This is a genomic window from Anaeromicropila herbilytica (genome assembly GCF_016591975.1).
GTDB lineage: Bacteria > Bacillota > Clostridia > Lachnospirales > Lachnospiraceae > Anaeromicropila > Anaeromicropila herbilytica.
The window spans coordinates 3,701,083-3,727,095 of the sequence record NZ_AP024169.1 but is presented as its reverse complement, the minus strand read 5'-3'; the positions used below and the strand labels follow the sequence as shown (position 1 = coordinate 3,727,095).

24 protein-coding genes are annotated in these 26,013 nt (G+C 31.3%); 21 read left to right on the top strand and 3 right to left on the bottom strand.

The window, feature by feature from the left end; translation table 11 throughout:
- The first annotated feature begins 45 nt into the window (after nucleotides 1–45).
- The 7 genes from bsdtb5_RS16175 to bsdtb5_RS16145 all read left to right on the top strand — a co-directional run bounded on the left by bsdtb5_RS16175 (nucleotide 46) and on the right by bsdtb5_RS16145 (nucleotide 7,400).
- Nucleotides 46–903 (top strand): hypothetical protein, encoded by an 858-nt coding sequence (locus bsdtb5_RS16175; RefSeq protein ID WP_271713009.1) that lies wholly within the window; start codon nucleotides 46–48, stop codon nucleotides 901–903.
- 441 nt (nucleotides 904–1,344) lie between these two features.
- Nucleotides 1,345–2,250 carry an AraC family transcriptional regulator gene (locus tag bsdtb5_RS16170; protein WP_271713008.1) on the top strand — a complete coding sequence of 302 codons (906 nt, stop codon included), beginning with the start codon at nucleotides 1,345–1,347 and terminating at the stop codon, nucleotides 2,248–2,250.
- Between the two features lie 420 nt (nucleotides 2,251–2,670).
- Entirely contained in the window at nucleotides 2,671–3,381 is a 711-nt protein-coding gene (locus bsdtb5_RS16165; protein ID WP_271713007.1) for a hypothetical protein, read from the top strand.
- 523 nt (nucleotides 3,382–3,904) lie between these two features.
- Nucleotides 3,905–4,642 (top strand): hypothetical protein, encoded by a 738-nt coding sequence (locus bsdtb5_RS16160; protein WP_271713006.1) that lies wholly within the window; start codon nucleotides 3,905–3,907, stop codon nucleotides 4,640–4,642.
- 407 nt (nucleotides 4,643–5,049) lie between these two features.
- Nucleotides 5,050–5,616 carry a GNAT family N-acetyltransferase gene (locus tag bsdtb5_RS16155; RefSeq protein WP_271713005.1) on the top strand — a complete coding sequence of 189 codons (567 nt, stop codon included), beginning with the start codon at nucleotides 5,050–5,052 and terminating at the stop codon, nucleotides 5,614–5,616.
- A gap of 113 nt (nucleotides 5,617–5,729) precedes the next feature.
- Entirely contained in the window at nucleotides 5,730–6,659 is a 930-nt protein-coding gene (locus bsdtb5_RS16150; RefSeq protein WP_271713004.1) for a helix-turn-helix domain-containing protein, read from the top strand.
- A 69-nt stretch (nucleotides 6,660–6,728) separates the two neighbouring features.
- On the top strand, nucleotides 6,729–7,400 hold the full coding sequence (locus bsdtb5_RS16145; RefSeq protein ID WP_271713003.1) for an HAD family hydrolase: 672 nt from the start codon (nucleotides 6,729–6,731) through the stop codon (nucleotides 7,398–7,400).
- 243 nt (nucleotides 7,401–7,643) lie between these two features.
- On the opposite strand, the gene bsdtb5_RS16140 is transcribed toward bsdtb5_RS16145, so the two are convergent.
- The gene (locus tag bsdtb5_RS16140; protein WP_271713002.1) at nucleotides 7,644–8,498 is read right to left on the bottom strand and encodes an AraC family transcriptional regulator; all 855 of its coding nucleotides are present in this window, start codon (nucleotides 8,496–8,498) and stop codon (nucleotides 7,644–7,646) included.
- A gap of 172 nt (nucleotides 8,499–8,670) precedes the next feature.
- Here bsdtb5_RS16140 and bsdtb5_RS16135 point away from each other — a divergent pair, with 172 nt between their 5' ends.
- From bsdtb5_RS16135 to bsdtb5_RS16100, 8 genes are all read left to right on the top strand, one after another.
- Entirely contained in the window at nucleotides 8,671–9,789 is a 1,119-nt protein-coding gene (locus bsdtb5_RS16135) for a C45 family autoproteolytic acyltransferase/hydolase (RefSeq protein ID WP_271713001.1), read from the top strand.
- Nucleotides 9,790–10,322: 533 nt separating this feature from the next.
- Nucleotides 10,323–11,648, top strand: coding sequence for an AraC family transcriptional regulator (locus bsdtb5_RS16130; protein WP_271713000.1), 1,326 nt, complete (start codon nucleotides 10,323–10,325; stop codon nucleotides 11,646–11,648).
- A 157-nt stretch (nucleotides 11,649–11,805) separates the two neighbouring features.
- The gene (locus bsdtb5_RS16125) at nucleotides 11,806–13,713 is read left to right on the top strand and encodes an HD domain-containing protein (protein ID WP_271712999.1); all 1,908 of its coding nucleotides are present in this window, start codon (nucleotides 11,806–11,808) and stop codon (nucleotides 13,711–13,713) included.
- 185 nt (nucleotides 13,714–13,898) lie between these two features.
- Nucleotides 13,899–14,477 carry a hypothetical protein gene (locus bsdtb5_RS16120; protein ID WP_271712998.1) on the top strand — a complete coding sequence of 193 codons (579 nt, stop codon included), beginning with the start codon at nucleotides 13,899–13,901 and terminating at the stop codon, nucleotides 14,475–14,477.
- Between the two features lie 90 nt (nucleotides 14,478–14,567).
- The gene (locus bsdtb5_RS16115) at nucleotides 14,568–14,762 is read left to right on the top strand and encodes a hypothetical protein (protein ID WP_271712997.1); all 195 of its coding nucleotides are present in this window, start codon (nucleotides 14,568–14,570) and stop codon (nucleotides 14,760–14,762) included.
- A gap of 19 nt (nucleotides 14,763–14,781) precedes the next feature.
- Complete coding sequence (locus bsdtb5_RS16110; RefSeq protein ID WP_271712996.1) at nucleotides 14,782–15,627, top strand: N-acyl homoserine lactonase family protein; 846 nt, start codon at nucleotides 14,782–14,784, stop codon at nucleotides 15,625–15,627.
- 844 nt (nucleotides 15,628–16,471) lie between these two features.
- Nucleotides 16,472–17,467 carry a hypothetical protein gene (locus bsdtb5_RS16105; protein WP_271712995.1) on the top strand — a complete coding sequence of 332 codons (996 nt, stop codon included), beginning with the start codon at nucleotides 16,472–16,474 and terminating at the stop codon, nucleotides 17,465–17,467.
- Between the two features lie 90 nt (nucleotides 17,468–17,557).
- Entirely contained in the window at nucleotides 17,558–18,001 is a 444-nt protein-coding gene (locus tag bsdtb5_RS16100) for a hypothetical protein (RefSeq protein ID WP_271712994.1), read from the top strand.
- 236 nt (nucleotides 18,002–18,237) lie between these two features.
- Here bsdtb5_RS16100 and bsdtb5_RS16095 read toward each other — a convergent pair whose 3' ends face one another.
- Nucleotides 18,238–20,298: a methyl-accepting chemotaxis protein gene (locus tag bsdtb5_RS16095; protein ID WP_271712993.1), complete on the bottom strand. Its 2,061-nt coding sequence runs from the start codon at nucleotides 20,296–20,298 to the stop codon at nucleotides 18,238–18,240.
- Between the two features lie 479 nt (nucleotides 20,299–20,777).
- Between bsdtb5_RS16095 and bsdtb5_RS16090 the strand changes: the two genes are divergently transcribed.
- The 6 genes from bsdtb5_RS16090 to bsdtb5_RS16065 all read left to right on the top strand — a co-directional run bounded on the left by bsdtb5_RS16090 (nucleotide 20,778) and on the right by bsdtb5_RS16065 (nucleotide 25,069).
- Nucleotides 20,778–21,056: a hypothetical protein gene (locus bsdtb5_RS16090; RefSeq protein ID WP_271712992.1), complete on the top strand. Its 279-nt coding sequence runs from the start codon at nucleotides 20,778–20,780 to the stop codon at nucleotides 21,054–21,056.
- Nucleotides 21,040–21,318 (top strand): DUF4160 domain-containing protein, encoded by a 279-nt coding sequence (locus tag bsdtb5_RS16085; RefSeq protein WP_271712991.1) that lies wholly within the window; start codon nucleotides 21,040–21,042, stop codon nucleotides 21,316–21,318. The genes bsdtb5_RS16090 and bsdtb5_RS16085 overlap by 17 nt, the downstream gene beginning before the upstream one ends.
- Nucleotides 21,319–21,419: 101 nt before the next feature.
- Nucleotides 21,420–22,424, top strand: a complete 1,005-nt coding sequence (locus tag bsdtb5_RS16080) for an ArsR/SmtB family transcription factor (protein WP_271712990.1) — start codon at nucleotides 21,420–21,422, stop codon at nucleotides 22,422–22,424.
- A gap of 292 nt (nucleotides 22,425–22,716) precedes the next feature.
- The gene (locus bsdtb5_RS16075) at nucleotides 22,717–23,517 is read left to right on the top strand and encodes an ABC transporter ATP-binding protein (protein ID WP_271712989.1); all 801 of its coding nucleotides are present in this window, start codon (nucleotides 22,717–22,719) and stop codon (nucleotides 23,515–23,517) included.
- Nucleotides 23,514–24,287: an ABC transporter permease gene (locus tag bsdtb5_RS16070; protein WP_271712988.1), complete on the top strand. Its 774-nt coding sequence runs from the start codon at nucleotides 23,514–23,516 to the stop codon at nucleotides 24,285–24,287. The genes bsdtb5_RS16075 and bsdtb5_RS16070 overlap by 4 nt, the downstream gene beginning before the upstream one ends.
- Nucleotides 24,288–24,289: 2 nt before the next feature.
- A complete protein-coding gene (locus bsdtb5_RS16065; RefSeq protein ID WP_271712987.1) occupies nucleotides 24,290–25,069 on the top strand; it encodes an ABC transporter permease in 780 nt (259 codons plus the stop codon).
- Between the two features lie 222 nt (nucleotides 25,070–25,291).
- On the opposite strand, the gene bsdtb5_RS16060 is transcribed toward bsdtb5_RS16065, so the two are convergent.
- Nucleotides 25,292–25,999 carry a DUF5131 family protein gene (locus bsdtb5_RS16060; RefSeq protein WP_271712986.1) on the bottom strand — a complete coding sequence of 236 codons (708 nt, stop codon included), beginning with the start codon at nucleotides 25,997–25,999 and terminating at the stop codon, nucleotides 25,292–25,294.
- Nucleotides 26,000–26,013: the final 14 nt, after the last annotated feature.

The following is a 26,013-nucleotide window of genomic DNA, read 5'->3' as shown; positions in this document are numbered from 1 at the left end:
TAACTATATAGTAAAAACAAATTATTTATTCATAAGAGGAGGATTATGTCAAAAACTGACAATGATATAAATAAGACAGAAAGTACATTAAAAAAAATAGATAATGATCGGACTAATGAATTTAATAAAAGTTTATTTAATAATTTATTAAATCAATGGGGAACAACATCGGCTATTATAGTTATTATTCTTTCAATTGTTGCAGGAATAAGGAAAATGATGATGTTTTATTACTATAATATAAGTTTTGATTTTTTTACTTATGATTTAAAGGAAATTTTTATTATAGTCTTTATAAATTTTGTAGTAGTGTTTTTTATGATACTATTTCCATATATGGTAAATGAGTATTTTGGTTGGAATGTACTCGGAAATATGAACAGATGGATAATTTTTATATTTACTGCATTAATAATAGGTGTTGTTTATGGACAAAAAATAACAAATGCCATAAAGATGTTTTATCAAATCAAAATAACTATTATAGTACCATTTATGATAATCTGGTTTGGAATAAGTTTTATTTATTTTCATTTGGATACTTTATCAAAAAATAAAAAAGGAAATGGAAATCGAAATCGAGGTAAGTTATGGAATATAAAAATCTCAGTTGAATTAGTATGTAGTATTTTATCTGTACTATTTATTATTGCTTTAATATTCGTAAATATTTTTGCTTTAGATATTAAAGCAAAAACAAAATATAGTAAAATTGAGTACAAAAATAAAGAATATGTGATTTTATTAGTCACAAATGATAAGGCATTTATTGCAGATTATATTAGCAACAAAACCACATCGTCTATATATACTAATTGGTATAAAATTATTAATATTGAAGGTGGAGAAATATCAAGTCTTATTTTTGAAAAAGCCCCGGAAATAAAAAAAAATCCTAACTAAGCATTTTTAAGAAAAACATTTTTATATGTGAGGGTAAAAGAAATAATAAGCTAGAAGTAGTTATTGACCTGTTTATTATGTAAATAACCAAACTGAATATGAAAGCTTTGCAATGTCTCTAAGTTTATTTTTTGCTATTGCTAGTTTGCTCTTACGAAAAAAACGAGAGCTCCATCTTGTGTTGTTCTTATAAATAAACTGAATGCTGAGTAAAAATTTATAAGAGATATCAATCAAAACGATCCTTTATACATGCTACGGGGAACCGTACCATAAATAAGTGCGATTTTTAGCCTTAGGCTTTGATATAACTTGCTTAAGGCTGTTTTTATAGGTGCAAATACCGTATTTTATTTATATAATGCAGAACGGAACTGTGCATAAATAGTTGCTATTTAAGAATTCAATAATGATATACTTTAGTTGAAAGGAGGGGATTATATGGATTGGTTAACGAAAATGAATGAGGCTATTGACTATATTGAAAATAATCTACTTGAGGATATTGATTATTCAATAGTAGCGCAAAAAGCATGTTGCTCATCATATAATTTTCAACGAATGTTCTCTTTTATAACAGATGTTTCGTTAGCTGAATATATTCGTAGAAGACGTTTAACACAAGCGGCATTAGAATTACAAAATTCTAATACTAAAGTCATTGATGTAGCATTGAAATATGGATACGACTCTCCAGTTTCTTTTTCCAGAGCCTTTGCAAATATCCATGGTATTACACCTAATGAAGCTAAACAATCAGGTGCTGAATTGAAAGCTTATCCAAAAATCTCCTTCCAAATTTCAATTAAAGGAGAGAAAGAAATGAATTACAGAATTGAAACAAAAGAAGCTTTTGATGTTTTTGGGATCGAAACAATTGCATCATTATCAGGAGAAGATGGTTTTGTAAGTCCTACCGAGTTATGGCAACAATCGCATCAAAACGGTGATTACGAAAAACTATTTAACTCATCAGGAAGTTTGCCAAAATTTATCTCGCAGGATTTATGTAAAATCCATGGCGTTGAAAATTACCGAAAAACAGAAGGAAATACTTTTCCGTATATGTTATGTGCTTTTGTTTCGGAAAGCTCAAAAACAGATGACTATAAAATTCAACATATACCGCCGCAGACATATGCCATATTTCCATCAGAAAAGTTTAAATGGGATGAAGATTTCAATGAAGTATTGAGAAATCTTCAAAAAAGATTCTACTCAGAATGGCTACCTACCGCCAATTATCAAAGAGTTGCTGGTGCGAATTTTGAGATTTATGGTGGGGACAGAGAATATGGTTATATTGAATTATGGTTTCCTGTTAAGCAAATTAATATCACAAAATGAGTATAATATGAAATGCAGAAAATAAAAATAGGGTGCTGCAAACACCCTATAGTATACAATTCTAGTTTCATAGATAACTGGCATTACTATAATTTAATATGATTTAAAAAATAGTAGCATCCAATTATGAGTGGGGCTACTATTTTTTTGACATTTTATCATAACTAAAAAGTATTAGAAATCAATTAAGTAATTAATTTAAAAATTGCTTTTTACGCCAAGAATATCATTGCTTGTTAATAACCGCAATATTTCATTTATTTTTCAGGGATTTTGTGGTAATCTAAAATTAATTAAAATTATAGTAAATTAAGCAGTTATAATAAAAATATTGAATGGTATAAATTGACATATAAACAAGAATACTATAAATGAGAATGCCAAGATTAATTGAGTTTGATAGAAAGGATTTTGCCAATCATGAATGAAAAACGTAAAACGATATGGATTATATTCCTATCCGTAATTACTACTGTAATTTTATGTATCACAGCATATAAGCTGGGTGTATATACCACAAGGAATGCAAATACAAAAGATAGTGCGAAAGGCATTGGTACATCAAATAATATTGAAACTCCAGTCGATAGCAATGATACTTCTAATGGTAATGTAAATAAGGAAAGCGGTAATTCAAATACAGCAACTACCACTTCAAATCCTTCAAAGATAAGCGACAATACGGCACAAGCATCACCAAATACAACGCAAGTGAAAACTAATATTATATACAGTAATACGAAATATGGTTTTGATTTTACACTTCCGGCAAGCTGGGAAGGCTACTCCGTACTAACAGAAGATTGGCAGGGTACAGCCATATCAGGAGATGATACAGGAAAAGTGGTGGAATCTGGTAAGGAGATTATTCTTAGACATCCGAGATGGACAAAAGCAGACCCCTATCAGGATATACCAATCATGGTATTTTCCTTAAAACAATGGAATCAGGTTGTGAAAGAAGAAATAGCTTTAGGAGCCGCTCCTATCGGACCATCCAAGCTTGGAAGTAACTCAAAATACGTCTTTGCTCTTCCAGCACGTTATAATTTTGCATATCCAACTGGGTATGAGGAGGTTGAGAAAATCATGGAGAGTAATCCACTCTCGACCAATGACAACTTTAAATAGACGGAAGGCTGTAGAGTTATTAATTGGCGCCCTATCATATAATCGTAGGGTGCTTTTTAGTTGTAACTTAGATTGTTAATTTTCATGAAGGAATTATTTGATGAATTTAATCCAAAATAATACTATAGTAAAACGCCCCTATACATATGATATGGTGAACCGTACCATAAATAAAGGATAGTGTGTAAAATTAAAGAATATAATATAGATATTAAGTTATATATGAAGAAAGTATAAAAGAAAATGTTGTATATGCTATTCTCAAAAAGCACTATAAAATAAAGAAAAAGAGATTGAATCAATAGAACTTAATATAAATGATAACTTAATAAGTTAACTAAGTAATGGAGGAGAGCCAAGCCCAGATGGAGGAGGTTCTCCTTCTTCTTTTAGTTCTAGAAAAAGGTTGATTTTAAATCCTATAAATATAAGAATATGTATATGAAGTTATAATAAAAGATAGATTAATGCAAAAGATGGTAGTAATATATAAATAATATTTTTATATTACTAGGAGGTAAATATGTCTGAAGTAAAATTTTGTGTAAAAGTAAATAATATTGATAAAGAACTATTTAGGATAAAGGAAGTAAAGGGAAATACAGAATTGAATATAACTTTTAATGGTGGAATTAAATCATGTATTGTAGGAAAAGATGTTGATGAATTTAAAGAATTATTTGATTCACAAAAAGTTAAAGAAGGAAATTTAATTGATGGGTCTTCTCATATAACTGTTCATGCAAATAAGAGTAATGATGAAAATAATACTATAAAAAGAACTATTGCTTATGAAAATGATGAATTAAAGGATACAACTATGGTACAAGTAACACCAGGAATGAAAAGAGATAATAAATATGTACCAATAATATTTAGAATATCAGGAGATTTAAGAAAAGAGCAGTTTAATCTTAAGAAAAAGGAAAATGATATTATAAAATATTTATACGATAACTTTGAGCAATTGTCGAATCAATTAAAATATATGATTGTAGTAAGTAAGTCAGATACAGATTTTCATTTTGATGAAGAACATCCATCAAATATATTAGCACATAAGTTTAAAAATTTTAATATTACAGTAATATATTCATTATTAAATGTGAAACCTTTAGAACAAACAATAAGTATGACATTTCAAACTAAAGCAGAAGATTATGATTATTTAAGAGGTTATGAGTGGTATGAAATCTATAATTTATATACAGATTTTGCTTTGATACATGCTAATGAATATTTTAAAGTAAATAATCAATAAAAAAGTATTATCACTTGAGTATGATACGGTGAACCGTATCCTATGTATAGGGGCGTTTTTACTAAAATCGGATAATTGAAAATATGAGATAATACGTAGAATATAAAGTTCCTCTGCCATAAGTTATAATGTGGTTGAGAAATTTTTTTGTTAGAATTATTTACCAAATAATTTATATGAGATATAATTATATACAATAATTATTAATCGAAGAAACCACAAATGAAATATGATATATCCCTATGGTATACAGCAAGGGTGGCAAAAATATTGGAAAGAGAATAACACATTTAAACAGATTGTTATATCCAGTGTAAGAAAAATATATGAGTAGTATTCTAATAAAGCAGGACAATGTATAGCCGGATTTTAAATGATATATTTTGTACGAGAGGAGTATGATAGTTATGAGCAAAAATCCATATGAACAATTTCCACATATTGTAGCAGATGAAATAACATTAAGAAAAATTGAAATATCTGACCTTGATAGCCTTTTCGAAATATATAGCAATGAAAAGCTTTTTCAATACTCTCCAGTAAAGCTTAAAAAGAATAAAGATACTGTTGCTAATATGATCGGACATTTTGAAAGAGATTTTAATAAAAGAAAAGAGATATTTCTTGGTATCTGCCTAAATAGTGAGCCTAACAATATTGTTGGTGTAGCTGAAATATTTGACTACTCTCATGATATTAACATGATAACAATAGGTTACAGACTCAATGACAGATTTTGGGGTAAAGGAATCGCTACAAAAACTGTAAAGGCAATGACAGATTATTTCTTTAATGATATTGGCATTAATCGCATACAAGCCTTTGTTATGCCAGAAAATATTAAATCGCAGAATGTATTGCAAAGAAATAATTTTGTTAAAGAGGGAATAATCAGGCAAGGATGTGTTTGGAAAGGTCAAGGTGTTGTTGATCTGATATTATATTCTTTATTGAAGTCTGACACTTCAGAATAAATTTTTTCTTGTATATATGTACCTGAGTAGTGAATAGAATATACATCAGTTGGGGTCTACAGCTAAAGATTAAAAGCGTTTTTTATGATACATTTTATGTTGGAGGAAGAAAGATGGCTTATTTCGAAGAATTTCAAAAATGTCTAAAATACATAAATGAAAATGTGGAAGAAGAGATCGATTTCGATAACTTATATCGGATGGCTAGCATGTCGAAAACTAATTTTCAACGATTTTTCTTGTTTCTATTTGATATGAGTTTACAAGACTATATTAGAAGATTGAAACTAAAGTATGCGGCGCAAAAACTTGTGAATTCGAATATGAGTATTTTAGAGATTGCATATCTCTATGGATATGATAATCAATCATCATTTACCAGAGCTTGTAAGGCTGAGTTTGGAAAAACACCAAAAGAGATTAAATTAGGAAATAAATATACATCAATTTCTCCTCTGAATATTAAAGAATCGATGAGAGAGGGGCGTTTTGAAGTGAATGAAAAACCATTTGTTTATGTTAGAGAAATAAAAAATTCTCATGTAGTATCGTTTGATGAGGATTGTTTTGATGCAGAAGAGGTAGCTTGGAATCAATTGAGAAAGTGGGCAAATGAGAATTTAAAGGATAAAACGGCAAGGAAGTATGTTGGAGTCGCTCCCATAGGACATCATCCAGAAGGAAATCATGAGGATGCAAGTGAACATGTTAAGCATCCATATAAAGCTATGATGTTCTTGTTAGAGGAAGAAGCAAATACAAAAGATTTTTTTGGAAAAAGTGTAGAAAATGGACCTAATGGATTATACCTTGTAAGTGACGTTGCCTTAAACGCTTATGATGATAATGGATTTTTAGATATGGCTTTATGTATGATTCAAGCAAGTCAAGCTTTTGTAGATTTCGTAAAAAATACAGATACCTATGAGTTTGATTGTGGGAAAGGGATTTTTTATGAAGAACATGTTTTTAATGAAGATTGGTTTTTAAGTGGAGGAGTTCCTTCTGGATTTAGAATGTGGGTTCCAGTGAAAAGAAAATAATACAAAAACTCTCCTAAATCTGTAGATAACTACTGAATTAAATCATTATGAAGACGAGGGGGAAGTAATTTGAAAAAGAAAAAATATGAATTTATATTATTTGATTTAGACGGTACTTTAACTGATCCAAAGGTTGGAATTACAAAATCAGTCCAGTATGCATTAGCTAAATATGATATAAAAGTAGATAATTTAGAAGAATTAGAATCGTTTATAGGCCCACCATTAGGAGAGTCCTTTAAAGAATTTTATTCATTTACTGATGAAGAAGCTAGGCAAGCTATAGAATATTATAGGGAGTATTTCGGTGAACAAGGGATCTTTGAAAATGAAGTATATCCACAAATACCAATATTATTAGAAGAGTTAAAGAAAAAAGATAAGGTTTTAATAGTTGCTACATCTAAACCAACTGTTTTTGCAAAAAAAATATTGGAATATTTTAATTTAGAAAATTATTTTGATTTGGTGGTGGGAAGTAATCTTGATGGAACAAGAACATATAAAGCGGAAGTAATTCAATATGCTTTTTCTGAACTTGGAATTGAAGATTTAAATAAGGCAGTTATGATAGGAGACAGAAAACATGATGTAATCGGTGGAAACAAAAATGGCATAGATACAATTGCTGTTACGTATGGATATGGAAGTTATGAGGAATTAAAAGATGTTAATCCAACATATTTTGCTGACAGTATAAAAGATATACTTGATATTATAGTGCATGACAGCGCAAGTTAGTTCAGCTAAGAATCTTAAGTTATATAGCAGATATAGAAGAACTGTAATTATAAGTAAAATCTCACTTGGAAGTGATACGGAGAACCGTACCACAAGTGACATAGACTTTTTCTAAAACTGTTGGTATCACTGGCTTTAAGGGAGATAATGCTGTTGTATGTCGTGTCAAATCCTAAATTAAAAAATACTTATGCACAATAGGAAAACTATAAGGGGTCTAAAATGTTCATAACCGGAATACTATCAATATTTTAGAGGTATGTGAATGTCAAATTCAGAATCAGCAGCATTTGATCTGCTGTCATATAATTCTATTGTATCTAATTCTGCCAACTCGTACCCGGATTGAGGCAGCCAAACACCGTATATAAAGTTATAAGTATCTTTTAGTTTGGATAATGAACCTTTATGAGTGAATACAGCATATTTCGAATTCGGAATGATTTTAATCAACATTCCTTTAGGGATATCAGAAAAATCCTTCACTTCGACACCTGCAAAGTATGAAAACTCGCTCTCATCTGTTATGTTAGGCATATACTCACATATGCCAAGTACCGTATCCTGTGTAAGAATATTTTTTATCTCTGATTTTTTGGAAGTGAAACTATCCCATAGATTTTTAATCCTTTCAGATCCGGGTTTAACTGTTTCCTTCATTCCGATGAGTTTAAACTCTTTATCCAGAATGATTTGAGGTTCTATATAAATAATTCTGCCTTGATTGGCAAGCATTCTTTCATAGACATTTATTTTTTTATATAAAACAACTTTGCTTTTTTGCGTACGGTATTTTCCAGGGGTAATGTTAAATGCTTTATTAAATGCTCTGGTAAATACTTCTTGTGAGTTATATCCATATTCAAAGGCTACATCGATTAAGCGTTTATTGGAGTTAACAAGTTCAGTAGCGATATTGCTCAGCCTTCTCTTTTGAATATAGCTCTTAACAGAATCCCCCACCATCGCCTGAAAAATCCTATAAAAGTGTGTAATTGAGAAATGTGACATTTGAATGACTAACAATACATCGATATCTTCTTTCAAATTTAACTCAATATAGTCAATAGCTCTCTGAATGTTGTCATAATAATTCATATTTAAAACCTCCAATGCTGATATAAGAAATGGTAGGATACTAAAGTGATGTGGAATAAGTTTGGTAAAAAACATCAAAATAAAATTTGCAGTTTTATTATACTATGGTTATAGTTAAACATCAAGAAGAGAGACAACCTGTATTTAACTAAAGGAAATTGGAGGTAATGATATGAAAAGTAAGGTCATGGAGTTCAAACATTGTGTAGTAGAAGGTACTGCGTATGAAGCAGGTAAGCAGCTTGGCAATATGCTCAAAGATGACAAAACATTTATCACGGCAATGACATCACCTTTCATGGGGGGGAGTAAGATTTCGAAGCATCAGTTGACCAGGGTAATGGATTTGTATGATAAATTCTGTCCTGGTACCAATGATGAAATTACAGGTTTTGCTGATGCCATTGGAGCTAATGCTGAGGATGTGGTTTACTATTTCGCATTTCTACAAAATAGATTGAGTAACTGCAGCCATATTGTATTAACTCCTTCTATATCTGAAAACAGTCAAATATATTTAGGAAGAAATTATGATTTTCACTGGAACGAGAAGCCCCTACTTATTGAATCACGAATAAAGGGACAGTACAATCAAATAGGTTTTGGATGTCAAGTTTTTGGCCGGTTTGACGGAATGAATGAACATGGATTATGTATAACGACGTCGGCAGGGGTTATTAATCCGGAATACACTGAAGAAGGTTTTGTATTTCCGGTGGTTGTAAGAGCAATTTTGAATAATTGCAAAACCGTTAAAGAAGCTATAGAACTATTTGATTCCATGCAAATAGCAGACTATAGAAATTTTATAATAGCAGATCGTTACGGTGATGCTGCATTAATTGAGGTTGCAGCATCAAAAAGAGCTTTAAAGATGGCGGGAAATACAGAAAATGATAAATACTTGTTTTCTACTAATCATTATAATATCCCTTCCATGAAAGAGCTAGGGTATCCAATAGTAAAACATTCAATTGTCAGGCATAATGCTATAAAAGCTTGTATTGAAGCATCATTGCCAAAGATCAGTAAAGCAGAACTTAAGAAGATACTATCAACTACTATGCCTGAAGGAGTTTGCTGTCATCATTACGAAGATGGTATGGGAACCTTATGGTCTCTGGTTTTTGATCCTATGCAGATGGAGGTGGATATTTGCTTTGGGTCACCTAATATTAATCAATGGAAAACCTTCAATTTAAATAATCCTACAGGTGTTAAAAAATATTCCGCTATGTTACCAAATGAATCCGCAACTCCAGATTTTTGGAAACCTGTTTCAAACTCTTAAGAGTTGTTAGAGTAACACTGAGAAAACCTACGCCCGTTACGGTGAACCGTACCATAAATAAGTAGAGTTTTACTAATATTACAAATACAACTTGAAATAAGTGAAATAAGGGTATAATCAAATCTATTTTTGTGGTTATACCCTTATTATTATGTCTAGAATTATTGGGCGATGAATGAATAAATTGGAAACTTTATCAAAATCCATATTGATTATCATTGGCACTTTCTTGGCACCATTGTTGCTCTTGATTCTATTACATCATCCAGAAGGAAATCATTAGGATGCAAGTGAACATTAGAAATGGGTTCAACACTGTATGATTATGCCTTATGCGCTATGTGCCTTCATCATCACCTCTATGAAAGAAAGGTAAGACTATTAAAGAAAGTTTACAATTCATTAAAATAGCCTATATTTATAGTTATTATTAGATATAATGATATTTTTGGAAAAAATGTCGGGTAACAAGATGTTTATTTTATTATAATAGAATTATCATATGATATTAACAATTTATGGAGGAACCTCTTATGAACTATTATGACCGAATACAAAACTCTATTGAATTTATTGAAAGTAATTTAGATAATTGCATTGATTTGAGTATTGTAGCCGAGAATGCATATATGTCGCTTTCAAATTTTTATAGAATGTTTTTTGCATTGACAGGGCATTCGGTTAAGGAATACATAAGAAAAAGACGTATGAATCTTGCAATTGATGATATTATTGCTAAAAAAAGTACCATTATGAACATTGCAATTAAATACGGATTTGAGAGTAGCGAAGCCTTTTCTAGAAGTTTTAAGCAAATTGTGGGATGTAATCCTTCTATGTACATAGAAATGAATGTAAAGTATAGTTTTGAAAGGATGAGTGTCTTGGATAAATATTATGAAGTACAGGATAAAGAATTACTAGAAAAATATCCTGATATTAAAGTTTTAAAGAAAGTAGAACCTATGAAAGTCGCATATTATAGCTATTATGGTAAAAATCCTGAATATAATGCTTTTAAAGTTTTGCTTCAATGGGCGGAAAAAAATAAGTTAACTGCCGGTGATAGTAAATTTAGATTATTTGGATATGATACCCCTGATTGTGAGCCAGGTTTAGATGAATATGGCTATGAAGTATGTATTACTATTGACGATAATTTTAATGTTGAAGATGATAGGGTAAAGTCAAAAGAATTAGAAGGTGGGTTATATGCAGTAACTACTGTTCAAGTTAATGATATACCAAAAGCATGGCAACGATTTAAAACGTGGGTAAAACTAAGTAAATATGATTTTGGTTCGCATCAAATGTTAGAAGAACATCTAGAGGGAATCAATGAAGATTTTGATTATACTGTAGATTTATATATGCCAATATGTGAAAAAAGTAAATTTTCAGTTGAAGCTTTAAGTGATACTACTGTTGTAATGTGTAAGGTCTTTGGAGAAGAGGAAAAAGCCCCATATGAGGCATGGGATATTTTATTAAATTGGGCTAAAGCTAATAATATATTAAACACCTCAGAAAAACATAAATTTTTTGCTCATCATAATTATAACAATAAACGACAAGGAATAAAGAGATGGTATATTGCTATGGTTACAGTAAATGATGAAGTTACTATTAACAATAAGCGAATAAAGAAAGAAGTTCTAAATGGAGGGGATTTTATAACCTGTAATACTAATTTCAATAAACTTCCAAGAACATGGAGTGATGCTATGAACTGGAGCGGGTTAAATGGATATCAATTAAATCCTAAAATTAAGTGGATTGAAGAATGGTATGTACAAGATAATAAATTATCTCCAGCAGAATGTCCTAGTATTAAAATTTATATGCCTATAAAGAGCTAAGTTTAAGATATGTTGATATCATTATGTAGTAAAAGAGTCTATGGTATATGAATGAACTGCGGTCAACAGTCAGTTTCTCTGAATAAGTAAATAGGCTGAATTAGTAGAATTATGAGAACAAATACTTTATAATAGAGAAAAAAGTAGGAGGCATAATTTGAAAAAAGGTATTTATTTAAACGATTCCATTCATGGATTGATTTCATTAACCGAATATGAAAGAAGAATTGTTTCAACCATCGGTTTTAATCGTCTTCATGATGTATATCAGAATTCTACAGTATATTTTACATTTCCAACCAATCGAACCAAACGATTTGAACATTCCATTGGAACAATGAAGATTTGCTCGGACATGTTCTTTCAGTCCGCATTGAATACTACGGATACCATGTTGAGTGAATTCTTTGTAATTTTTGATCGAGAATATATCGTGATTTTAGATAAATTAAGACAACAGACAGATATTTGTAACGAAAAATTAGGTGGTAGACTTCCAGAGGCAATGCCACAAATTGGGTTGGATAAGTTAAGGCATTCTCTGATACCGAATAATATCCCAGATCAGTATAAGATTATGTATCTTATTCTTATCCAATCCATTCGGGCAGCGGCACTGTTGCATGATATCGGGCATCCACCATTCAGTCATATCGTGGAATTCGCATTGAAGGGTGTCTATCTGGAATATAAGGACAAGGCAGTTAGTGAAAAGAAAAATGCGAAAGAATTTGTAGAGATCATGTCGAAGTACTTTGAGGGTGATAGGAAATTACATGAACAAATGGGTGACGAGATCAGCGAGGGTATTTTAAGCAAGATTATTGCACCTATTTCAGCTGATGATGATAAATATCAGGAGAATCTATTTGAACTGATTATATTAGAAACTGTAAAAAGAATTTTTGCAGAAGATGGAGCCTTCGGGTATCTTCATAGGATTATTGATTCTAGTTTAGATGGAGATCGCTTGGATTATGTGACTAGAGATGTACTCAATTCAGGAATGGATTCTGGAAAGATAGAGTATAGCAGGATTATTAATGATATGCAGATGAATATCGAAAATGGAGAGATTAAATTCAGTGTTCCATTAAAAGCAGTAAGTTCAGTAGAGGACTTTGTAAAGAGAAGATATAATAGCTATAAAGATATTATCTATCATCATAGAGTTATTAAAACGGATTATATACTTGAACAAATCGTAAAAGATTTGGTGAAGAAATATTTAGGTGAAACGGTATCAGAAACACAGCGTAGTAGTGAAGTATTGATACCATTTGACATCTCAGGTCTTTGGTTTCCATTGGGCGATAAAAAGTCAGCAATCAAAGCAAATGCACTGTCCCAATGGAATGACTCTTGGCTATTGACTGTGTTGAGGCAGATATATTATACCGAATATTATCATAATGAAGAGATTAAAGAAGACACAGTGGACTATCTGTTAGCACAACGACTTGCAGAATTGTTGCGTAATAGTAAAAGGTATCATTCTCTGATTAAGAGGAGTGAGAATTTTAAGATTATTGACGATGCTGTGAAACTGGAATTAATGAATCATATAGATGAGATTGAAACGTATTTACAGAAAGAAAATGGGTTGTCTTATGGGGATAGATCTACGGAGCTAATTCGTCAAATGTTAGAGAATACGAAGAAAAATTCTTCTGGCTTTGTATTATCATTTATATCGAGATATAGTAAGTATATGCAAATTGAATCCTTTGAACAGATGGTTAGTGACATTGTGAAAGCGGAAACAAATCGTGTTGTTACCAATCTTAAGACATATGATACGGTAACTTTATTTAAGAGGATCTCAATTGGATTAGATTCTCCAATTAATTTTTATAACTATAAGGGAGCCCTCTCTACCTTAAAAGATATCAGTGGAATTGCTGACATATTACAACTTGATTCCGAATATCTACCTGCCTTTTATATTTATATTCTGGCAAAGGATGAGGAAGAGCTTCTAAAAGAGAAAAGGGAAGAACTGTTAGGAGGTATCGGTACACAAATCGGTGAACAGATTGTGAAAAGATTTCAAACATTGACTTAGTTGTGATACGGGGAACCGTATCATAAGTAATAGTGTATTTACAAGATCTGTTATAATAATATTAGTAACAAGTATGTGTAATAGACAAATAGTAATTTATCGAGGAGACAAAATCACTCTGTTATTCTATCTTATTAATTAGGAGAAGGGAGCAAATAAGTCGATTTTAGAAGAGAGGTTTTGATATGAAAAATCCGTATTTAGAAATTACTGAAATAAAAGTTGGGAAAATCACAGAAGCTCAGACTGCATTATATGATGGATTGATTTTATTATGGAAAACGAAACCTGCCTATAAAATCAGTGTAAGGGAGTTAATACAGGTATCACATGTAGCCAGAAGTACATTTTATGTATATTATCAGAATATAGATGAATTGACTGAGGAAGTGGAGAATTATCATATTCTTCAGCTGTTACATTTAAATCAACATTTGATGAATCCAGAAATAAAAGCTGAAGGTTATCTGCAATATTACCAAGATACGATTAATTATGTTGAAAAGCATAAAAGCCTTTTCTATGCCTTTTTAGTTTCAAATTTGAATAATCGATTTGTTCAAAAGTGGAAAAGTGCTATTAAATACCACTTGTTAGAACGGGAATATCGGTTTCATAATAAGAATAATTATCAACTAGTTTTAGAGATGGCTGCATCAGAAGTAATTGCAGCATATACCTTTTGGCTATCAAATCCATACGAAGTAGATCTCAACAGCTTAGATAAGGTTGTGACACAGACATTAAAATTAATAGAGTTTTAAAAACAGAGCAAAGTTTAGACACTTTGCTCTGTTTTGTCGCAGAAAAAGAAAAATCTATGTGCTAACATAATATCAGAAATAGAAAGTGAGATGAAAAAATCAAAAATGTTCACATTTATGAAGCCTGCCATACCAAAAGAAGTGGCTGAGTATGGATATAAAAAAATGATGAAGGGAAAGGTTGTAGTGTATCATGGTTTTTTTACGAGGATGGCTAATATTGGATCAAGGATTGTACCTCTCAGCATAGGAGCAAAATTTGCTGGAGTCATTAATGGAAGATAATTTAAGGAGGAATGAAATGATGGATAAAATTAAAATTCATGTAATGCATACAGGTTATGTATGTGTATCACCAGATTTGCCATTTGGAGGAGAGAACTGTAGTGCAATAAAAGCTTCTGGCATTTTTGGAAGAAAAGAAAATCGCTTATGGCTTCCTGTTTCAGTATATTTAATTGAGCATCCACAGGGAAAAATTTTGGTGGATTGTGGATGGCATAGAAATATGAGTCCCAATGGTACACTCGATAAAGCTGCGCAGATAAAATCATTAGGTTCACTATTTCTTTATTTAGTAAATCAGGGAAAGATTGAAAAAGGTGCAGCGATTGATGAACAACTTAAAAGGTTAGGATTGAAAACATCTGATCTTGATTATGTATTATTAACACATTTAGACTGCGATCACGCGAACGGTGTTGGCTTAGTAAAAGATGCAAAGAAAATCTTGGTAGCATTGGATGAAGTAGAATGTGCAAAAAGACATTCAGCAGTACGATATAAAAAGAAATGGTGGAAAGATGTCAGTCTTACAGAGTTTGACTGGAATGATACAGAAGGCCCAGTAAGAAAATCTTATGACCTATTTGGAGATGGTAGTATAGAGCTTATTAATATTCCTGGCCATGCAGATGGATTGTTTGCTGTAAAAGTAAAAAATGTAGATGGAAAATTTGTTTTACTCTTCTCTGATGGAGGATATGCAGAGAAATCATGGAAACAAATGATTACATCTGGGATCTCCTTAGATAGGGATAAACAAAAAAAATCATTACAGTGGATTCGCGAACAGAGTATGGATGCAAACTGCCTTGAATCACTAGCAAATCATGACCCGAGTGTTATTCCACATGTAATTTTGTTATAATAATAAATAAAAGCAGATTTTAATTTACTTAATCCACCTACTATAAATGAAATGATTCATCAATAGCCTAGAAGGATAAAATATTCAAAACATTCGTAGACATACTACTACAGTATTTTTATATACTATATCTGATGTTATACCGTAATTATGTAGAATAAATGTAGGGCTATTAAATGGATGAACCTCACTTGCCACTGATACGGTGAACCATACCAAGTAACGGAGAGATTTACTGAAATAGGATTCTGTAAGCATTAAAAGTAAATGAATTGTATAAGAAGGAGTAAATATATCTAGAAGTTTCAGATATATTTACTTTTTTCATTTATGATAAGACAAATCAGGTCTATTGGCATAATGCAGTAATAGGAATCTTTAATAGTAACTTGTGTTTTGATCCAAAGTCAAAAATTGCAATTGTGGTCTTATCGAATCGAAAACCATTTTATTGAATACTAGCAACAATATAAATATATTTATATATTTTAAAAACCAACACAAAAATTAGATAAAAATAATAGACACTTGAAAACATGTAAAACAATGTTATAATTGTAAAATAAAGGGTGTAAGGATAAGTTCTTTATGAAAGATAATGTATAAGTAACAAAGGTAGTTATAAGACTAGTTAACAACAAGAAGGTTATGTACCAAATAATCAATGTTAGAATGAATGGGGACATCGTTATATGTTAGACAGTAAGAAAGTTCAATTAAGTGTCTGTGAGTTCATAACATCTCAATCTGTATCTGGTAAGAGCATTGCAAAGGACTATCCAAGTGGTGATTTCTTATCAGGTAGATCATAGAACATACAAACATAGAGTAGGGGAGATAAAAGTTGAATAAGAATGCAAAAAAGAGAGTATGGTTTTATATCTTAGTCGGTGTGTTTTTTCCACTTGCTATGTTTCTCGTGTTTTTTATATGGAACAAGGACACAAAGAAAGATAAAAATAATAGCACAACAGTTATAGAAGAAAGTGAGAATAGTAGCAAAATAAAGAAAAGAACTGAATCGAAACAAGATATAGCTTATGAAGCTCTTGTGATTAAAGCCTATGAATATCCTTCGGAATTTACGATGGGGGACAATTTAAAGGGAGCAATTGTTCAGTTAGCAATTACTTATGACGATTTTGATCAGAATGTGGTTAAGAGTGAAGAGTGGAAAGAAACTTTTATTACTAAGTTCATTCAAAACTCAAGATTATCCTTTGATTACTTAGATCAGATCGCAGATAAGAATAATGGAAAAATAAGCATCAGTGAACTTAATTATATACAGTATTCTCTTACCGATATAAAAGTGGATTTTTCGTCATATGTTAAGGATACTGTGGATAGTAATGATACAGCCAGTGCACTGAACTTTGGACAAATAACGGATTATAAATATGAAGTTACAGATGAAGGAGTACGCCTTACAGCTGATCTAGAAGTTGGTTGGGATGGAACGGATTCAACAACAAAGAAAGAGCTTACAGTGAATCTAATAAAAAATAAATATAGTTGCTTTGATGGATATAGCATCAAATCACTTTCATCAAAAACTGTAGAATCTAAGATTAAACCGGATAATAAGGAACATATTTTTTATGGATCTGACATGATGGAAGAAGAGAATGGCGTTTTTCCATTTGAGTTCTCATATTCCGAGGATGACATGAATTATGCACATTTTGTTTATGTAGATTTGTCTAAATTACCAGAGTTGGCTGATCTTGTTAGAAAAAATTCTGGAAGTGATTTTAAGGTTATTTATGTTTTAAATGGCGGAGAAACGGATACCATTGAAAAAGTAGTACCTACTGATATTACACTTGCTGATAAGTAAGTCAACAATGATTTTCAATGTTATTAAAAAAAATGGTTAAAAGTGCTAAAATTTGTTAAAGTGAAAATATTCGAGGGAGATAAAAAAATTATGAAAAAGCCTATATTTATAAGTACAATACTAATATGCTTTGCAATAATAATTCTGATAGCATTTTCTTTTAGGTGTAGGAAAGTAAACACTAATGATAATTCAGCTAATAATAAAAGTACTAAGACATATAATTATAGTATTGAAACAGAAGAGTTTGGCACAGTATATATTCATGGTCAAGTTCCAAAGCGTAGCGAAGAAATAAGTGAAGAAGAGGCAGTAGTAATAGCCAATAAAGAATTTACTGATAAAGGATACCTAAATAGTGGTAATGACGGTACATATACTTTAGTATATCATCTTAATTATCTTGATATGATTTCCAGCGAATATTCTATGTGGGCGGTATTTGCAGAAATTGATGGAAAAAATAAATATGAGTGTATGATAAATGTGAAAACAGGCAATATAGATGCATGTTTTTTAATGGATAAGGAGTAGCACAAATTATATGTTATAGTCGCTATGTATAGAGTTAAAGTCCTTTTTAATGATAATCTAAATTATTTTTTACAACTGTACGCACATGGGAAAAGCATATTGGTCATAATCCTAAAATAAACAAAAATCAAACATAAACAAAAAGAGAAGAAATAAAAAATGAGATATAAGTTAACGATGAGAAAATCTACTGACAATAGATATTCTCATCGTTATTGGTTTAAGATATTATAAAATTAAATTTTAAATTTTGAAACAATAGTCTTTAATTCCTCAGATATTTCCTTGGTATCGTTGGTTACCTTTGATACATCGTTCGATTTTTGTAAAATGGCAGATGATTTATCAGCAATATTTTCAGTTCCTATAGCCATTTCATTATTTGCAGTAGATATTTCATTTATAACATTAATCATAATGTGAAGAGAGGAGCTTACCTCTTGAGCTTTACTACTAAAATCATTTACAAGATTTTCAACATAGTGTGCATCTTTATAATACTGTTCTCCAGTATTAACCAATGCATTATAATCTTTTATAACTGTGGAGTCTATAAAGTCTAATACATTTTCAGAATTACACTTTAAGTTTTCTACACAAGATACTACGATGTTAGTTACTTGCTGAATTTCATTCGTAATATTTTTCGAATTCTCAGCTAGCTGTCTAACCTCCTCAGCTACAACTGCAAAACCTTTTCCGGCTTCTCCTGCTCGTGCGGCCTCTATTGCCGCATTTAATGCTAATAAATTTGTCTGAGATGAAATCTGTAAAATAGATTCTGTTAATTCACTAATTTGATTCACTGCTTTTGACTGCTCTATGGATTGTTTTAAACTATTATATATGTTGTTTCTAATATCTTCAGCAATATTCTTAGAAGTAACTGCACTTTCTTTTAATTCCTGTGCCCTTTTACTAATCTCGGCTGAGGTTTCAGCACCTTCTTGAGCTTTTTCCGAGATAATACTTACTACTACCTCTAAATCAACTGAAGCAGCATTCAATTCTTCTGATGAAGCAGCTGTTTCCTCCATTCCAGCTGACAACTCTTCAGTAGTTGAGGATATTTCCTCAATCTGATATTCTAAATCGAGCATGCTCTTATTAGTTATAATAACGGAATCTTCAATTTTCTCAGATTGCTTAACTACAGTTTGAAGCATTGTTTTGATTGATTTTTGCATTATGTTTAAAGAAGTCATGAGATCGCCAGTTTCATCATTTACACTCATTGCTTTCTCTGGTACTTCCTTTGAAAAATCTCCTAAAGCAAACACTTTAATATATTCTACGGCTAATTTTATTGGTTTAGTAATACTTCTTGTAAAAAATAATATTAATAAGCTAGATATAAGAAGACTTGCAATAATTACAGTAATTATTCCATTTCTAACACTATTGATTTTTGACATATACTGTTCCACAGGAATATAGGACACAACATATAAATTCGTTATATTACTTTTGGTATAGGAAGCAATGTTTCTTACACCATTCATAGTAAAATAATCGATACCTGAGTTCTTAGCGTTCATAGTTTTAAAGAAACCTGGCATATCTCCTTTTTCTTTAGCAAAGTTAAGTTTTAATATTTGTGAAGGATTTTCCGAGGAAACTACAACACCTGTTGAATCTATTATAAAGTTTTTAATATTACTATCAGAGTTTGATTTAACAATATTTTGGGCTAATGTATTTAAATCTATTGAATTTAGGAATATTGCTGTTAACTGCTTCGTGTCAGTATCTAAAACCGGTGCGGTTATTGTAATAACAGGTCTTCCGGTTGCAGGAGAAGCCATAATATTTCCAATCTTAGTTTTGCCTTCTTGCTCAATGGCTTTTAATACATCTTGAGTAACTGGTCTTTTATCCCCAATAGACTTTCCACCTATAGCATCAGCTACTGTTACTTTATTTAAATCAGAAGAAATTATTTGATAAATCATATTCTCATATAATCCATTTGAATTTTTGTATTTAGTTTCCAAATTGCTTGACATATGAGTTAATACTGCTGGATTTGGTTGGTTAGTTTTTTTAAATTCCTTAAAATAGTTTACAACTTCACTTTCGTTTGAAATAGATGTCGCTAAATCCATTTGATCTTTAAAAGCTACATCTATATAATTTTTATTTGAAATAGCTGCACTGTTCAATGATTTTTTTACTTCATTTTCTAAAGAATTTGAAAGTGAGTTAACTGAATAAATGCCACTAATGACCAATGGTATAATAATACATATCATGGCCACTATTAAAAATTTTACAAATAAACTAGATTTTCTTTTCATGAAAACATCTCCCTTATGCAATAATTTTTTTAAATACATTTGATAATTATATAGATAAATTGGAAGAAATAATCTTCCGCCTTATCTATATAATTATCGGTTTACATAATGAATTCCCTTAACAATTTTCGACAACGTCCAACAATTACCAAAGGATGGAGAAGGTCATAATGGTGAGATTGACGAAAGTTGGTTTGTTAATTGAAAGAGATGAGTTAAATGGACAAGTCTCATCTTCCTATGCAAACTTGCTTACTCTGACTCATGTACCATTAATACAACCCTAAACGCAAATTTCTTGAGTTTGCTTCAACACATATTTTAGCACATCAATAGCTGTATCAATTCTATCAGCATCATAACTTCATTGATATAATATCATATTAAATAATCATATTGTTAAATTCAAATGCCCAATGTTATAATATAAATATAGAAGATTGGGAATTATAATATAATTTGGAAAGGTGATGTTTATAATGATGTATCCTTTTATGCAACTAGATGATAATACTGAGATTGTTCATTCTGAATTACAAAATGATGATAATGGTGAGTATGTAAAAGTTTATATAGAAAAACCAGTAGAAGGCGGATTTCACTCGGCGGTATGCTATTTACCTAGTTATCATTGGGAAGAAATTATTGGATTTGATAAAACAGAAATGGAGAAGTATCAAGAACTATTAGAGTCCACAGCACATTTGATAATTCGATTTGCAAGGCAAGGGGGAATCGGAAATGCCTCAAATTTTTAAGGTTGGTGGATATGTTGTGTATTTTTGGGCGAATGAAGGACAACCATTAGAACCTATACATGTACATGTAGTAGAAGGTGTTCCTGCTCCTAATACTACAAAAGTTTGGATTACGCGTAATGGGAAATGCTTGTTAGCAAATAATAATTCAAAAATACCAGAAAGAACGCTTAATGATGTTTGTGATGTAATTGAGGCTCGAAGTAAAGATATTTTAAATAAATGGATGAATTTCTTTGGTGAAATCTCTTTCTATTGTTAATAAAACATAATTGCTTACATTTTAATATCAGTTATGATATAATTTATACCATTATAGATTATTATGAAAACTAGGGACTAGTTCTTTAGATGGGAGTTAACATGTACAAATTAATTGGAAAAAATTCCTATTTAGTATATCATAGAGAAATGGAATATTTGTTTGTAGCGCTAGAGCAATTGGCACCCAATGGGGTTAATCAGAATATTGGGAAGGTGTATGGAGCAAAGAAAGAGGTAGCGACGGCAGGAAAGTTTCGTTGGCTGTTCGAAGTATTTCAAAGTATGAAGAAAGACTTTAGTATGGGAATGCTTGAATTTTTTATGAATTATGATATTGAGAAATTTACGCTGAAAGGTTATGAAGAGTACTTGGTTTCATTACCAAAGGAAGAATTTTTAAGAATTTATTTTCAGAGTATTTCAAAAGAAGAGATTTTGACAGCTATTCATAGTGAGACTGGGGAGCAGGAGTTCTTTGAGAAGCATCCTGATTTGTTTTCACAGTATATAGCATTTCAATTCTTTTTTCAGGATACCAAGAATTTAATTCATATGTTCTTTACATTTGTAGAGAGTCTTAAAAATGAGGCGGCAGAACAATATTTAGATAGTCAACAGTCGACAATTGAAGCAGAAATGAATGTAATCATTCAGGAACTTAAGACAAAAGAACCTTTTTCTTATTCGGAAGAACTTATGGGAAAAAACTGCTATAACCGAGGCCCATACAAAACCTTCTATTTTATTCCCTCCGTCTTTTTTCCAGTGTTATTCTGTAGAGTTTTTGAAAAAGATCAATTTCTTTTTTATGACTTTCAACGTCTTCGGGAAAAGAAACAGAATATACCAGAACAGTTGAAGGCAATGGCAGATAATACAAGATATCGGATACTTTTGTTATTGAATAAGGAAGAACATTTAACTGGAGTTGAGATTGCTAAGAAAATGAAACTTGCAACTTCTACGGTATCTCATCATATGAATGCATTAAGGGATAGTGGATTAGTGCATGAAGAGCCAGTAGGAAGTACCAAATGCTATAGTATATCGAAACGTACCATACAAAATTGTATCAAGGTGTTACAGGATACATTTTTGCAATAATAGAATAAACAATATGAGCAGAGTATGAGAAATCATTGAATTAGTTATTTAATCAGTGGATTCTTATACTCTATTTTATTGTGCATAGTTATTTAGTAACTTCATAAAAAAATGCTTTATATATGTAAAGTGTAGTAAGGAGTATTTATAAAGTCTTGACATTTTTATACTGTTCGATTAACATAGTATACGATATACATCGAACGATGGCTGAATGAAAAATAAGAAGTTTGTGTCAGCGCTGCATCCGCAAACTTGGCATTACAAAAGTGGCGCAGAAATGAGGTAGAAAATGAATGTAGTGGAAGTGAAGAATTTACAACGAAAATATGAAACGAAAAAAGGTTGGGTTCGACCAAAGAAAAACTCGGTAAATACAGTAAGAGGTCTTTCTTTCTGTGTGCAAAAGGGAGAGGTCTTTGGATTATTAGGGCAAAATGGTGCTGGAAAAACAACGACAATCAAGATGATGATTACGCTGTTAGCACCGTCAGCAGGTACTTGCAAAGTACTTGGGCTTGATGTGGAGAAGGAAAGCAAAAAGATTCGTAAGAAAATTAATTTTATATTTGGAGGAGAAATGGGGGTATACCGAAGACTTTCAGCACGTGATAATTTGCTTTATTTTGCGAGTTTGTATCAGTTACCAAGTTCGATGATCGATCAAAGAGTACAAGAGTTATTTGAACTTGTAGAGTTAACAGATAAGGCGGATTGTTTAGTTGAGACTTATTCCAAAGGTATGATACAGCGTTTGCAAATTGCAAGGGGATTAATTAATGATCCCGAAATTATTTTCATGGATGAACCAACAGTAGGATTAGACCCGATTGGTGCTAAGATGCTACGTGGTATTATCTTAAATATGAGGGATAAAGGTAGGACCGTAATATTAACAACTCATTATTTATATGAAGCCGATGAGTTATGTGACAGAATTGCAATTATAAATCATGGGAATATGATAGCACTGGATACGCCAGAGAATTTGAAAAAGAAACATGCAACAAAGGATCATCAAACTTTGGAAGATGTGTACATAAAATTGATTGAATCAAGTAATAGTGAATTTAAGGAGGGGGAAAATCGATGAATGTGATTTTGCAGACCATTCGCTTGCAGATACGAAATTCTTGGGTTAGACCTATGTTTCGATTTTGTTTGATTGTAAATCCAATTATGAATACTTTTTTTCTTTACATGATGTTTTTAAACTCGAAGGAAACTAATTTTTTAGCATATGTGGTGTTTGGTTCAGGTTTGATGGCATTATGGGGGTGTATTTGCTTCTCTTCGATCGGTGACATCAATCGTGAGCGTTATATGGGAACATTACCTCTCATATATGCTTCTCCTACAAGTTTTGGTTACATTATTTTTGGTAAAATCGTAGGAAATACGATACTATCCATGTCTGCAATCGTAATATCATATTTTACTGCAAGAATAATTACGAGAGATCGTATACAGATAGGTAGTCCAGGTTATCTGGTAATATCATTAATACTTGCTATGATTAGTTTCTCAGCAATAGCGCTCTGTATTGCTTATCTACTGATGATATCGCGAAAAACTACACTTTATATGAATCTGCTTGAGATTCCTATTATTATGTTATGTGGTTTTAGCTACCCAATCGAAATATTGCCACAGTGGGCACAAGTGATTGCCAAACTAATTCCAATTACATGGGTTATTAAATTAATTCGTATGAGTATTAGTGGTGTGATATCAGTGAGAGAGTATTGCAAAATGTTTTTCATAAGCACAATAAGCATTGTTGTTTGTATTCTATTCACTTGGTGGTTATACATAATTATTGATAGGCAAATACGTGTAAAAGCAACTTTGGAGGTGAGTTAAGAATGAAAAGTTTTTTAAAGATGAGTTATCTGGATTTTAAAGGGCATTTAGGACCTTTTCAAGTTGAGGAATTCATAACACTAGATACAATGTATCCATTTTTGTCACTTGTGTTTTATTGTTTACTTGCTAGTTTTGCATTTCAAACTAATGATTTGACCAAATGGGTTATCGGCAATTCGTATCTTTTGTGCACAAATGTTTGTATCTTTTCTTTGGGGAGTTCTTTTTACGGGGAACGTTGTTATGGTAGAATTCGCTCGATTATTTGTTCGCCAATATCAAAGTTACAGATTATATTACAAAAAGGTTTCTTTCCCTGTCTTGTATGTATGTTAACAACGACTCTTGGATTCTTAGCTGGCGGATTATTATTTCGTTTACCATTTCATAAAATTAATTTTGGGATGTACTTTCTAATTTTACTTTTTGCAATGATGGGAGCTTGCTCATTGGGATTATTTCTTGGTACGATTGGTCTATTGACGGATCAGATGCATCTAATCTTAAATACGATGAGTTTTATTATTCTGATTTTTACAGGATCGAATTTTCCAGTAACTCAGTTGCCAATATGCGGAAGAATAATATCTCAGATATTACCGCTTACGAGAAGTATAGAGGCTGCAAAAATGATATTTACAGGTTATGATGGAAATCGATTATTTGAACTGCTCGTAGGGGAGTTCATTGTGGGAATTGTTTACCTTTTATTAGCTAGAGTTATGGTATATTATGCAGAACAAAAAGCAATTAAAAAAGGAACCCTAGAGTTGTTTTAATAATAATATTGCTTATAAAGTATATCATAAAAACGACGGTTCACCGTACCATATATTAATGTAGCGATTTACTAAATCTAGGAGTTTTTTATAATACTGTTGATATAGGAATAAAAAAGAGGACTTACTGTATTAGTGTAAGTCCTTGATACATTTAAGAGAAGGCGAACTAACATAACTTTACATTATACTCATACTCCAAGCCTTTCTCTAAACGAGCTATTAACAGTTAATATTTGCTTTTCTGGCCTGAATGCATAAATCTTTGACATTAAGTGTGTATTTTTTATCATCTTTGATAAAGTGAGTCCCACATTGCCTAAATTCGAAACGAACTCCTTTCGCTATACATTGCTCTCGAATGGACAAAACCCATTTGTAATTCAGCGGTCTTGCATTTCTATCAGATTCACCACCAACTACCACCAATTCAATATTATTCAGATATTTTGCTATAGTTATCTCTTCAATAAGTGGCTGACAAATTATGTTCCTATGCTTTATTGGAAGGTTGGCAAATAGAGAGAGCCTAAAGTCTGCTCTATCTTGGTTTTCAACAGTGCAGCCAACAGTTACATTATCATAACCATTGTTCCAGTCATTCGGAATACATTGCATAAATCTTTCGATTCTTTTGGTAAGAAAAATAAAATTTAGGTCCGAGCGTTCTTTTATCATTTTCCAACATTGGTTTCTCCATTCATCAGCCTCTTCAATAAGAAAGTCTGTAGAAAAACATAAGTACACAGTTTGACCAGATTTGATCTTATATTCACCTTTTTTATTCTTTGCAACAGGAGCATCAAAACTATCTGTTTTTACAATTGTGCCTGTATTTACTCCTCGTTTGGCATCACCTTTATGAATATAGCAGTATTTACATCCTTCGCTATATTTATAACAACCACGCCACGGATTCCACATTGACATAATAACACCACCTA